Raw genomic sequence first — 12,046 nt, 5'->3', positions numbered from 1 at the left:
TTACTTGCCTACGACTGCAAGAATATCGTTCTCACGAAGAATCAAATACTCTTTACCGTCATACTTTACTTCAGTACCAGCATACTTACTGTAAATAACAGCGTCGCCTTCTGATACTTCAAGAGCTACACGCTCTCCACCATCAGTTAGTGCACCGCTACCTACAGACACGACGCGACCTTCCTGTGGCTTTTCTTTCGCAGAATCTGGAAGTACGATCCCACTAGACGTTTTTTCTTCTAATTGAATTGGTTCGATGACTACTCGATCACCTAAAGGCTTTAACAACTCAAACACCCTCCTCAGATGGAAATTATGGTTTGATTCGTTTTTTAGCACTCACCATCGTCGAGTGCTAACACATGTATATAATAAATAATTCACTATTCTTTTGCAAGTACTTAAGTTGATTTTTTTTTCAGTTTTTTCTTTTCTCCTTAACTCGTCACCATGTGACATAAACTGATAAGACTTATGGCCTGTTTTTCGATTATATTCGATATAGCTATATGAAATAGTTATACGAAGTCTTGTGAACGGCATTCCCTTCAGAAAGTGTGTTAAACTAATACGAGTATGCAAAATGCCATTTACGGCATGCAAACCATTAAAAGGAGTTATGCTTCTTGGCCAAACATTATTGGACTATATTGATTACTTATATTGTAATGCAGCTCTCAGGATTAGTAGGCGTTCCCCTACTTCAGGAATTAAACATCCCTGATCCAGTCGTCACTTGGTCTGTGTTTAGTTTTCTGACAGCACTGATTATCATGCTATTTCTTCTCCGTTCCACTCCGGACGTCCCTTTTGAACGCTCAACGCGCGTCTCTCCTGGTCAGGCGGTTGGATGGAGCATTCTAGGCGTATTCATGGCTTATGCTTCCCAAATTATTGCTGCAATGATCGAAATGAACGTATTTGGGATTGATCCTGGTTCTGAAAACACAGAAATGCTGATAGAAGTCGCAAAAGCGGCACCTGTTTTTATTATTGTGACATCAATTATCGGACCAATTCTTGAGGAAATTGTTTTCCGAAAAGTTATTTTCGGTTCGTTATACAAACGATTTAATTTTTGGATTGCCGGCATACTCAGCTCTGTTATTTTTGCAGCGATTCATTTTGACTTTTCTCATATTCTTATTTATACAGCAATGGGACTCACCTTCGCCTTTCTTTATGTAAAAACGAAGCGTCTGATTGTACCAATCATTGCTCATATGACGATGAATACTTTTGTTGTATTAATTAACGTCTATTTTTCTGATGATATTATGGAGATGGAAAAGCAGCTGAACGAGATGCAATCGTTTATTGGAGGACTCTTTTCATGAAACTTTCACCAATTGTAATGGGTTTTTTCTACTTGGGACTTGGCTCCCTCTTCACCTACCTGGCGATTCAAAGCGCTAGTAGTAACGGGGAAATATGGAGTTTTTATACCATTCTGCTGATGGTTCTCGCTACGGTAGATTTTGTTTATGCTATTCGTTTCTTCGTCTTGAAAAGAAGGATAACGGAACTAAAGAAAAAAGATGATAACGAAAAGCGATAGGGGCTTCCCCTATCGCTTTTTATTTGCATTTAATTATTGCTCTCTTCCTGAGCTTCCTCAAGGATCCGTTTTGCTTCAGCCTGCAATCTTTTACGGTAGCCATATCGTGACACAATGATACTAAATTCATACAGAAGTAACAGCGGTACTGTAACCATAAGATGTGAAATGATTTCAGGTGGTGTAATCATCCCCGCTATAACAAGAAGGACAAAATAGGCATACTTTCGAATCTGTACAAGCATAGCTGGATTTAACATACCAAGCCTTGTAAAGAAAAGAACGATGACTGGCAACTGAAAAACAAACCCAAATGGGAGCGTTAATTGAAACAAAAAGCTGAAATATTGATTCGCTCCATACATTTCTTGAATGTTAAGACTTTGAGCAAGATTCCCTACAAAATCGATGACAAAAGGAAATAAAACAAAGTAGGAAAAGGATACACCACCAAGAAACAAAATAAACACTGCGGGAATATACGATAGTGTCACTTTCCGTTCGTGTTCAAATAATCCTGGTGAAATAAATGCCCACAGCTGATAAAGCGCCAGTGGAGATGTCATAATAAAAGCAATTAAAAAAGCGAAGCTGAAATACACTTTCAATGGGTCAGTCAGATGAAACGCGTTCATCGGTATACCCTGCGCTTCAGGAGCATGTTGCAAGAACACAATGACTGGCTTAGCCAGAAACAGCCCCGCAATAAAGGAAAGAATTAAGAAAACGACTGTAATAATAATCCGTTTTCTTAATTCTTCTAAATGATCATAGATGGATTGCTTCTGATCCTCCATTCACTATCCGTCCTAACCGATTACTTGTCGTTATTTTTCTTTTCGTTTGGTTCATCATCATCATCCGCTAAACCTTTTGTTGCATTTTTAAATTCACGAAGCGTATTTCCTGCAGCTTTACCAAGCTCAGGTAATTTCTTAGGTCCAAAAATAATTAAAGCAACCACAGCAACTAAAGCGATACTTGCGCCACCCATTCCCATGCGTGTCACCTCCTTAACATGTCGTTATACTGGATAATGTTTCATGAAATAAACTAGTGCTTGTAACTCAACTGCAAGATCAATATGATGCACTCGAATGTGATCCGGCACCGTTAATCGTGCCGGCGTAAAGTTTAATATTCCTTTTATTCCTGTTTGATCCATCTGATCGGCAATCGATTGAGCAACATGAACTGGTACGGTTAAGATAACGACGGAAACGTCATTTTCTCTCAGCCGCTTTTGAAACTCGTCGATATGATAGACTGGAACGCCACCAATCTCCTGTCCTACTTTTTCAGAGTCTGCGTCAAAAGCAAGTTCGATCTTTGTATTATTATTTTTAATGAAATTGTAGTGCAGGAAAGCCGTTCCAAGATTACCTACACCAATAAGCGCGACTTTTGTCGTTTCATCCTGATCAAGCGTCTTACTAAAAAAGGATAACAAATAATGAACATTGTACCCATAGCCTTTTTTACCAAGAGCACCAAAATAACTGAAATCTCTTCGAATTGTAGCAGAATCGACCTTGATGGCATCGCTAAGCTCTGCTGACGAAACGCGTTGTTTACCTGATGCACTTAAATTTTTTAAATATCGATAATAGAGCGGCAGTCTTTTTGCTGTCGCCTGCGGAATTTTTGTCTGATCAATATCCATACACTACCTCCATATTGATCTCCGCGCTCCATCGTCACGTTATTCGCGCGCATAATCCCCGCTTTTACCTCCTGTTTTAGTAACAAGATAGGTTTCCCCGATAACGATGCCTTTATCCACCGCTTTACACATATCATATACCGTCAATGCTGCTGCCGAGGCTGCCGTCAGCGCTTCCATTTCAACGCCAGTACTTCCGCTCGTCTTCACATGAGCCTCAATAATTAGCTCATAGGCTTGCGATTTCTCCTGCCAGTAAAAATGAAGGTCAACGCCAGAAAGCGCTATCGGATGACACATGGGGATGAGATCAGATGTTTTTTTTGCTGCCATAATTCCGGCAATTTGAGCGACTTGAAGCACATCGCCTTTCTTCATCGTTCCTGATTGAATACCAGAATAGATGTCTTCACTCACCTTTACGCTCGTTCGTGCTGTTGCAGTCCGAACGGAGGGAGTTTTATCAGAAATGTCGACCATTCTTGCGCGGCCTTCTTCATTAAAGTGAGTAAATGAACTCATATTTGCCCCTTTCCTCATCCGAAGATGATAGAAGGATAATGCTGCTACTTGTGACTATACACCATTTCTTTCGATTTTGCTGTTTTTTTGATGACTTTTTTTGTTAACTCATGCACATTCCTTTAGTTGCTCAGCTCGTCCTCTCTGCGGTAAACTTAAAGGAAACTCGGATAATGCCGAACTATCGGTGATACACCAGGAAATAACCTTTCCTTACTAACCGTTTTTCACGGATTTAAGGAAGGAAATAGAGGTGAAAGAACATGATCGTATTGCAAGTTAATGGACTCACCAAATCATTTGGTGCTGATACCATTTTATCGAATATTAAATTAGAAGTACAATCACGAGACCGTGTAGCACTTGTCGGACGTAATGGCGCAGGCAAGTCCACCCTTCTCAAGATGATAACAGGTCAGCTTTCCTATGATTCAGGAGACATTATTAAGCCGAAAGGTGTTTCCATCGGCTATATGGCTCAGGATACAGGTTTAGAATCAGATTTATCAATCTGGGAAGAAATGCTTGGCGTCTTCAATCGTTTGCGAAAAATGGAATCTGAACTCAGGAGTTACGAGCAGAAGATGGGCAATCCTGATGTTTACGAGAATGAAACTGAATATGAACGAATTTTAAAAGAATACGATGAACTTCAAGTCGCCTTTAAAGATCAGGGCGGATACAAATACGAAGCAGACATTCGTACGGTTTTACATGGACTCAACTTCAAAGACTTTGATTACAGCACAAAAATCTCAACGTTAAGCGGCGGTCAGAAAACACGCCTTGCCCTTGGTAAGCTTTTACTAACAAAACCAGAATTACTTATTCTAGATGAGCCCACTAACCACCTGGACATCGAAACACTTACTTGGCTTGAAGGCTATCTTCAAAACTATTCTGGTGCCTTATTAATCGTCTCTCACGACCGTTATTTTCTCGATAAAATTGTAAATAAAGTTTATGAAGTATCACGTCATCGTGCGGAAAGATTTGAAGGTAACTACAGTTATTACCTTGATGAAAAAGAACAACGGTATGAACAGCAATTGAAAGAGTTTGAGAAGCAACAAAAAGAAATTGCCAAACTTGAGGAGTTTGTTCAGAAGAATATCGTTCGCGCCTCAACTACAAAACGAGCCCAAAGTCGGCGCAAGCAACTTGATCGAATGGAGCGACTAGATAAACCAAAAGGCGACGAGAAATCTGCTAATATTACGTTCGGGATCGATAAGCAAACTGGTAACGACGTCTTAACGCTAAGAGAACTAGCGATTGGCTATCCAAATAACACCATAAACGACAACCTAACATTTGATTTGAAGCGCCAGGAGAGCGTTGCGCTTGTAGGGCCAAACGGAATTGGGAAATCAACTCTACTTAAAGCAATCGTATCAGGTGAAACTCTCCTCAATGGTGATATTCACTATGGCAGCAATGTTCAAATTGGCTTCTATGACCAGGAACAAACCAATCTTCACTCGAATAAAACCGTCTTAAAGGAACTATGGGATGACTTCCCACTAACAGACGAGAAAGACATTAGAGCAGTTTTAGGACGCTTTCTTTTCACTGGTGACGACGTTTTGAAGAATGTCTCTGACTTAAGTGGGGGCGAAAAAGGGCGCCTAGCACTTTCCAAGTTGATGATGCAAAAATCAAATCTACTAATACTGGATGAGCCAACAAACCATCTAGATCTAGATAGTAAGGAAATTCTTGAAGAAGCACTTATTCAATTTCCCGGTACAATCCTATTTGTCTCGCACGACAGATATTTTATTAACAGAATCGCGACGCGCGTCATTGAACTTTCAACTGATGGCGTAACACCTTATCTAGGTGATTACGATTACTATGTTGAGAAAAAACAAGAGCTTGCTGAATTAGCAGCTCTTGAGCAACCAAAGAACAATGTCACACAAGATGCTCCATCTGCCAAATCAACATTTCAGCAGGATAAGGAAACGAAGCGCCAAGAACGACAAATGCAAAGACGAATTGAAGAAATTGAAAAAGAGGTCGACAATGCTGAAGTTCGCATCGCAGAAATAGAAGAAGAGCTTTGCATTCCAGAAGTTTTTGAAGATCATGAAAAAGTAATGAAATTAAATGAAGAAATGGATCATCTTCGTCACCAAACGGAAACTCTCATGGAAGAATGGGAGCAACTACAAGAAGCATAAGAAAAAACAGTCCACAGTGGACTGTTTTTTTATTAGGTAAGAATTTTCCGACATATTCACACTATCCACAAACTTATACACAATTAATCACCTGTTATGACTAATTCCCTAAAAACTATCAACATTATCCACAGGTCAATAACCGATTATCCACAAAATGACCACTTTCCAAGAAACGGCGAGGGAATCCCTTTCCTCTCCTTATATCCACATTATCCACCATCGTGTGGATAACTGTTCTCATTAAAACACCTCACCTTAAACATGAAAAGAACGTCTGTTTAGCTTTCTGATAAATGGGTGGTTTTTCTTCAAATAAAAAAACCGGGATTAGATTCCCAGTTCTAATCCCGGATTTGCGTTAAGTTGTAAGCTAGATCTCTTCCCTTTACGATAAGCTATCGTTCCAGCTGCTGCAATCATAGCTGCATTATCAGTACAATAATAAAGTGGCGGAATCACAAGCTCTGTCTCACTGCCATTGAATGCTTCTGTTAGAGAACTTCTGAGTCCTCTATTGGCAGCTACACCACCAGCAAGTACAACCTGTTTCACACCATACTCTTTTGCTGCTCGTAAAGTTTTAGTAACAAGAACTTCTACGACCGAAGCTTGAAAACTTGCCGCAAGATCCTCAGGCTTTAACTCTTCGTTTCTTTGCTTCGCATTATGAACAGTATTAATAACCGCGGATTTCAAGCCACTAAAACTAAAATCATAAGAACCTTTTTCAAGCCAGGCACGAGGAAGAGGGACGGATTCCTCGCCTTCCGCGGCTAGTCGATCAATATGCGGTCCGCCTGGATAAGGTAGCTGAAGCGTTCTTGCTACTTTATCATAGGCCTCACCCGCTGCATCATCACGCGTTTCTCCTATTACCTCAAACTCACCTTCAGATGGCATATAAACAAGCTCTGTATGGCCTCCTGAGACGACGAGAGCAAGCAGTGGATATGTTAGCTCTGCTACAAGCTGATTCGCGTATATGTGCCCAGCAATATGATGAGTACCGATCAGCGGTTTTTGATGAGTGAAAGCAAGTGCTTTTGCTGTATTCACACCTATTAAGAGTGCCCCCACTAATCCTGGGCCTTCCGTTACAGCAATCCCATCAATATCGTCCATTGTAACGTTTGCCTCGTCCAATGCTTCTTCTAAAATCAGCGTCATCTGCTCTACATGATGTCTTGAAGCAATTTCTGGTACAACCCCACCAAACCGTTTATGACTTTCAATTTGAGAAGCCACGACATTGGCCAAAACTTCTTTCCCATTTCTTACAATCGCTACTGCCGTTTCATCACAGCTCGTTTCAATACCGAGTATTAATTCATTTTTATTTTCCATTAAAATTCACCCACATAACTAGCGCATCCTCATGATTATCAGTGTAATAATTTTTGCGAATGCCGCCTTCTTCAAATCCAAATTTCCGATACAAGTTTTGCGCAACTTTATTAGATACGCGAACTTCCAAAGTCATGGTCAACGCTCCACGTAATTTCGCAAAATGAATGGCTTTCTTAAGTAGTGCTTCTCCTAGCTTCATTCCTCTATAGTCCGGATGAAGCGCTATGTTGGTAATATGTGCTTCATCGATGATGACCCACACACCACAATATCCCGCTATTTCTTCCCCAACCTCGAGCAATAGATAAGTAGCAAAATGGTTAATTACAATTTCATTATAGAAAGCGGATTTGCTCCAAGGCGTAGGGAACGTTGCATGCTCAATTCGCATGACAGCTTCTATATCTTCAATCGTCATCGATCGAAACGATACCGTCTCATTCATCGTTAATCCCCTACTTTTTCTGTGAAGCCAGCCATTTCGCTTCAGCTTCAGCCATTCTTACATAGTTTGGTGTAAACTGATGGACATCTTCTACCGGTTCTTTACAAGACCCTAATCTTGCAAGATCAGAAGGACGAGCATTCAAGCTGCTACTCGGTGCAAAAGTTGCTTTCTCTCCTAAAATCGCTTCGATTTGTTCCTTGTGTAGATTTAAATCGCCACTAATAAATAAGAAGCGCTCATAGCGATCTTTATTCTCTTTCAACCAGTCTTCAAATAGGACGATATGATCGTCGGTTTCTCTCTCGACTTCTATTCCATTTGCTCGATATACGCTCATATAGACCTGTCCTCGTCTAGCATCAAAAAAGGGAATGATAGCTCCAGTAAAATAACGGCCGTTCTGGCCCAGAACTTCTAAACTCGAAACCCCCACAAGTGGAATGTTTAATGTCCACGCAAGCGTCTTAGCTATACTAATACCAATACGAAGACCTGTATAAGAACCTGGTCCCTCCGCTACTACAATACGATCAAGGTCAATAGGCTTTAATTGAACTTCTTCTAGCAATTGCTCAATAGCAGGCATCAACCGAACCGAGTGGTTTTTCTTTATATTTGTTATGATTTCTCCAACAATCGTGCCCTCCACCATAACGGAGACACCCATACAATAATTCGAAGAATCAATGGCTAGTACTCTCATGTTGCAACTCCTTACATAACGACTCATAAAAAGGACCAAAGGGTCTCAATATTAGCCGACGTTCTGATTCTCTTTGATGATAAATTTCAACTCTGAGTAGTTCCTTTGGAAGCATGTCCTGAATGAATTTTGCCCATTCCACTACAGTGACACCTTCCCCTTCAAAGTATTCGCTAAAACCAAGGTCTTCATCACTCTCTTCTAGACGATATGCGTCCATATGAAACAGAGGAATCGTACCTTCATATTCTTTTATTATCGTAAAAGTCGGGCTGTTTACCACTTTCGTAACCCCTAGTCCTTTTCCGATTCCTTTTGTAAATGTTGTCTTGCCAGCACCTAGATCTCCTTCAAGTGTTAATACACTGCCTGGCTTAAGCTTTTCAGCAAGCTTTCTACCAAACTCCATCGTTTCATCTGGAGACTTCATGATGAAAGCATATCCACTCATGGTCATCACCTATTCCTTAGACGAGAAGTGATTGTAACCCTTCTTGTCCAGTTTGAATTTTTGATCTTTATAATTCATCCATACACTTGTCCGCTTATCCTCTACATAACCAATCCGATAAATTTCTTCATCGTGCGCCTCGAAAAGTTCTACAACCTTTTCCCAATTCTCCTCAGCAACTGTTCCGATAAGTTCATAATCTTCTCCACCATTTAACATCCATTCTAACCGCTGAAAGGAAGAATAAGCATCGAAGCCCTCAGGAGCTGGAATCGTATCCTGATTCAGTATAATAGAAACGCCACTTGCTTCAGCTAACTCATGGGACTCACTTGCAATTCCATCACTAACATCATTTAATGAAATCCGGTACCCACTTTTGGCGAGAATACGTCCTTGCTTTATTCTCGGACTAGGTTCTTGATGATATTTTACATATGGGGCTTCATTCCCTTCCCCTTCAAGCAAAGAAGAAAGTCCAGCAGCTGATCCACCGACAGGTCCAGTAAGAAAGACAATATCTCCAGCTCGCGCATTACTTCTCAGAAGTTTGCGTCCTTTCTCGATTTTACCAATCACAGTAATTGCAATGTGAAGATCGCTTCGCGTCGAGACAGTATCTCCGCCAATCATATCTATTTCATAGTCATCAGCAATTTCCTTCATACCTTTATAGATTTCTTTTAGCTGCTTAGACGACCAGCCTGTCTGAGGTACTGATATCGATACAAGGTAAAACATCGGAATTCCGCCCATAGCAGCGATATCACTTATATTGACGGCGAGCGCTTTTCTGCCAATTTGGAAAGGGGAGAGCGTACTTTTTTTAAAATGGATTCCTTCCACCATTGTATCCGCACAGGCGATTTCATCCCAGTCTGATCCAATACGATAAAGAGCAGCATCGTCTCCAATCCCTTGAATCAATTCTTCACGAAATGTATAAGCTGGCTTAATGGATTGAATAAATGCAAATTCATCTTTCACCAAACTCATCTCTCTTTCTATTTTATAAAAAAACCTTAGGAATTTCATCCTAAGGTGCTTTTTCTATCAGTTTATCTTACTTAACGACAAATTCACATGTTTGTTTAGAAAAACTTCTATTTTCCCTAAGGTTTATAGAAAAAAACGATTTTAGAGTATAAAAAAAAGCGATTCTATCGCTCTATTAGAAATGGCGGTCTCGACGGGAATCGAACCCGCGATCTCCTGCGTGACAGGCAGGCATGTTAACCGCTACACCACGAGACCAGTATGCAATGTTTGAACAATATACACTTACGATTGTGAGAAATAATACCAAGTTATCAGTTTAGGTTGCCCCTAAAGGGACTACAATAAAAATTTAACAAGGAAGATTAATCGACGTAGGTAAATTTTTGGTTGCGGGGGCAGGATTTGAACCTGCGACCTTTGGGTTATGAGCCCAACGAGCTACCGAACTGCTCCACCCCGCGACGATATAAAAAAATAATTTGTGCCTGCTTCTTTATGCAGTGCACTGTTTCTTCCTCTGCAAGATTATGCTACGATGCGTATCCGTCGAAACAACTCGATGTTGTCTCATTGAAGTAACGCTCGTTGCTCCACCCCGCGACGATATAAAAGAACTTAATATGTCTCTCGGACACAAATACTACTATACCAGATAAATGTAATGAATGCAACCTTTAGGAGAAAAAGAAAAATCCCTCCTATTAGAGGGATTTTTCCACAGCATTTTTGAATGCATCTACAATATCATTTTCGTTTTCAATTCCTACAGAAATACGGACGAGCTGCTTATTGATCCCCAGCTTCTGTCTAGTATCTTCAGGTACTGTTCGGTGGGAGGTGGCAATGGGATAAGAAACGGTAGTATCTAATCCAGCCAGAGTCGGTATAATCTTCACCCATCCTAGTGACTTGAAGAACGATTTCACATTGGTTTCTTCCTCTAATTCAATGGAAACCATTGCCCCAGATCCTCTTTCAGCTACATATGCTGGATAATATACATTCTTTATGCCTTTAACGTCTTTGAGTTGGCTTGCAAGAAATGCAGCATTCCTAACATGCCGTTCCATTCGTACACTCATCGTTTTTAACCCACGGCACCCTAGCCACGCTTCGAATGGACTAAGGTTAGCACCAAGGTTAATCACTTTGGCTTTTGCTTTAGCCATAAGATCTTCTCTGCCTACTAGTACGCCTGCTGTTACATCACTATGTCCGCCAATGTATTTTGTTGCGCTATGTACAACAAGATCAATTCCAACTTGATAAGGTTGAAGAAGATACGGAGTAGCAAACGTATTATCTATCATTGTAATTAGTTCATGCTTTTCACCAAGTTCTTTAAGAAGGGTTAGATCCTCTACTCTTAATAGCGGGTTTGTTACTGATTCCGTATAAAGTAACTTTGTGTTTGGACGTATGGCATGCTCAATTTTTTCTTTGTCAGTAAAATCAACAAAAGAAACTTCTATGCCGAAGTCAGGGAGTTCTTCATTAAAAAGAGAGTATGTACCTCCGTATAGATCTTCACAAGCCACAATGTGGTCGCCAGCCTTAACAACAGCAAGTACTCCTGCAAGAATAGCAGATAAACCTGAAGAAGTTGCAATGCCTTTAGGAGCCCCCTCAAGGTCTGCTACACCCATTCCAAGATCATCTGTATTCGGATTGCTAACACGCGTATACAAATAGTCTTTTTTACCTTCATAAAAAGATTCCAAATCATCGAGATCTTCAAAAACAAAGGCAGAGGTCTGATAAATCGGTTGAACCTTACTAACTGTATCTGCTTTCGTCTTTCGTGGAAAACGTACTGCTTTTGTATCAAAATGAAAATCCATTTATTTTCCCCTTCCTCTAAATAAAATTCTTTTTCATTAACTGTACGTGTTCTAGAGAGTAATTTCAAGAAATACGGTTCGAAATTTTCAATTAATTATTCTTATTAAGTACCACATTCTGGCTGGATAGAATTAAAATGCTTACTCGCATGCGGTTATTTCGCGATATTTTATATAATTCCGCGAAAATCAAATTTATTCCGCGCTTTTCCATGATAATTCCGCGAATTTGAGATTAATTCCGCTAACGTAAAAACCATACAAAAAAAAGCGAGAAACCCTCAGGTCTCTCACCTTTCATCTTGTGCCCAGCGACGTCCTACTC

The 12,046-nt window shown here is 40.3% G+C and carries 14 protein-coding genes and 2 tRNA genes; 3 read left to right on the top strand and 13 right to left on the bottom strand.

Annotated elements, in window-relative coordinates:
• Positions 1–288, bottom strand: a complete 288-nt coding sequence (gene groES, locus ACIFPW_RS08730; protein WP_048313430.1) for a co-chaperone GroES — start codon at positions 286–288, stop codon at positions 1–3.
• 338 nt (positions 289–626) lie between these two features.
• On the opposite strand from groES, the gene ACIFPW_RS08725 reads away from it, so the two are divergent.
• Both ACIFPW_RS08725 and ACIFPW_RS08720 read left to right on the top strand, forming a co-directional pair.
• Positions 627–1,337: a CPBP family intramembrane glutamic endopeptidase gene (locus tag ACIFPW_RS08725; protein WP_430243540.1), complete on the top strand. Its 711-nt coding sequence runs from the start codon at positions 627–629 to the stop codon at positions 1,335–1,337.
• Positions 1,334–1,558: a YdiK family protein gene (locus ACIFPW_RS08720; RefSeq protein WP_430243538.1), complete on the top strand. Its 225-nt coding sequence runs from the start codon at positions 1,334–1,336 to the stop codon at positions 1,556–1,558. Before ACIFPW_RS08725 ends, ACIFPW_RS08720 begins: the two co-directional genes overlap by 4 nt.
• A 29-nt stretch (positions 1,559–1,587) precedes the next feature.
• Here the strand turns inward: ACIFPW_RS08720 and tatC are convergent, their stop codons facing one another.
• Genes tatC through moaC form a run of 4 tightly spaced genes read right to left on the bottom strand, consistent with a single transcriptional unit; the run spans position 1,588 to position 3,743 of the window.
• The gene (tatC, locus tag ACIFPW_RS08715) at positions 1,588–2,355 is read right to left on the bottom strand and encodes a twin-arginine translocase subunit TatC (protein ID WP_194222481.1); all 768 of its coding nucleotides are present in this window, start codon (positions 2,353–2,355) and stop codon (positions 1,588–1,590) included.
• Between the two features lie 20 nt (positions 2,356–2,375).
• Positions 2,376–2,558, bottom strand: a complete 183-nt coding sequence (locus ACIFPW_RS08710; protein ID WP_194222482.1) for a twin-arginine translocase TatA/TatE family subunit — start codon at positions 2,556–2,558, stop codon at positions 2,376–2,378.
• 24 nt (positions 2,559–2,582) lie between these two features.
• Entirely contained in the window at positions 2,583–3,215 is a 633-nt protein-coding gene (locus tag ACIFPW_RS08705; RefSeq protein WP_194222549.1) for a redox-sensing transcriptional repressor Rex, read from the bottom strand.
• 45 nt (positions 3,216–3,260) lie between these two features.
• Positions 3,261–3,743 carry a cyclic pyranopterin monophosphate synthase MoaC gene (moaC, locus tag ACIFPW_RS08700; protein ID WP_430243536.1) on the bottom strand — a complete coding sequence of 161 codons (483 nt, stop codon included), beginning with the start codon at positions 3,741–3,743 and terminating at the stop codon, positions 3,261–3,263.
• Positions 3,744–4,006: 263 nt separating this feature from the next.
• On the opposite strand from moaC, the gene ACIFPW_RS08695 reads away from it, so the two are divergent.
• Positions 4,007–5,929: an ABC-F family ATP-binding cassette domain-containing protein gene (locus ACIFPW_RS08695; protein WP_430243534.1), complete on the top strand. Its 1,923-nt coding sequence runs from the start codon at positions 4,007–4,009 to the stop codon at positions 5,927–5,929.
• A gap of 330 nt (positions 5,930–6,259) precedes the next feature.
• Here the strand turns inward: ACIFPW_RS08695 and tsaD are convergent, their stop codons facing one another.
• From tsaD to ACIFPW_RS08655, 8 genes are all read right to left on the bottom strand, one after another.
• On the bottom strand, positions 6,260–7,276 hold the full coding sequence (tsaD, locus tag ACIFPW_RS08690; protein ID WP_430243532.1) for a tRNA (adenosine(37)-N6)-threonylcarbamoyltransferase complex transferase subunit TsaD: 1,017 nt from the start codon (positions 7,274–7,276) through the stop codon (positions 6,260–6,262).
• The gene (gene rimI / locus ACIFPW_RS08685; protein WP_194222486.1) at positions 7,266–7,724 is read right to left on the bottom strand and encodes a ribosomal protein S18-alanine N-acetyltransferase; all 459 of its coding nucleotides are present in this window, start codon (positions 7,722–7,724) and stop codon (positions 7,266–7,268) included. The genes tsaD and rimI overlap by 11 nt, the downstream gene beginning before the upstream one ends.
• 10 nt (positions 7,725–7,734) lie before the next feature.
• Positions 7,735–8,430, bottom strand: a complete 696-nt coding sequence (gene tsaB, locus ACIFPW_RS08680) for a tRNA (adenosine(37)-N6)-threonylcarbamoyltransferase complex dimerization subunit type 1 TsaB (protein ID WP_430243530.1) — start codon at positions 8,428–8,430, stop codon at positions 7,735–7,737.
• Positions 8,411–8,881: a tRNA (adenosine(37)-N6)-threonylcarbamoyltransferase complex ATPase subunit type 1 TsaE gene (tsaE, locus tag ACIFPW_RS08675; protein ID WP_430243528.1), complete on the bottom strand. Its 471-nt coding sequence runs from the start codon at positions 8,879–8,881 to the stop codon at positions 8,411–8,413. The genes tsaB and tsaE overlap by 20 nt, the downstream gene beginning before the upstream one ends.
• A gap of 9 nt (positions 8,882–8,890) precedes the next feature.
• Positions 8,891–9,877 (bottom strand): thiamine-phosphate kinase, encoded by a 987-nt coding sequence (gene thiL, locus ACIFPW_RS08670; RefSeq protein WP_430243526.1) that lies wholly within the window; start codon positions 9,875–9,877, stop codon positions 8,891–8,893.
• Between the two features lie 182 nt (positions 9,878–10,059).
• A tRNA-Asp gene (locus ACIFPW_RS08665) sits at positions 10,060–10,135 on the bottom strand.
• Between the two features lie 129 nt (positions 10,136–10,264).
• A tRNA-Met gene (locus ACIFPW_RS08660) sits at positions 10,265–10,341 on the bottom strand.
• Positions 10,342–10,581: 240 nt separating this feature from the next.
• On the bottom strand, positions 10,582–11,721 hold the full coding sequence (locus ACIFPW_RS08655; RefSeq protein ID WP_430243525.1) for a trans-sulfuration enzyme family protein: 1,140 nt from the start codon (positions 11,719–11,721) through the stop codon (positions 10,582–10,584).
• Between the last annotated feature and the right edge of the window lie 325 nt (positions 11,722–12,046).

Origin of the sequence: Pseudalkalibacillus sp. NRS-1564 (genome assembly GCF_050467905.1) — a bacterium.
GTDB lineage: Bacteria > Bacillota > Bacilli > Bacillales > Guptibacillaceae > Guptibacillus > Guptibacillus hwajinpoensis_B.
The sequence above is the reverse complement of the archived record's forward strand: the minus strand, read 5'-3'. Positions and strand labels throughout refer to the sequence as shown.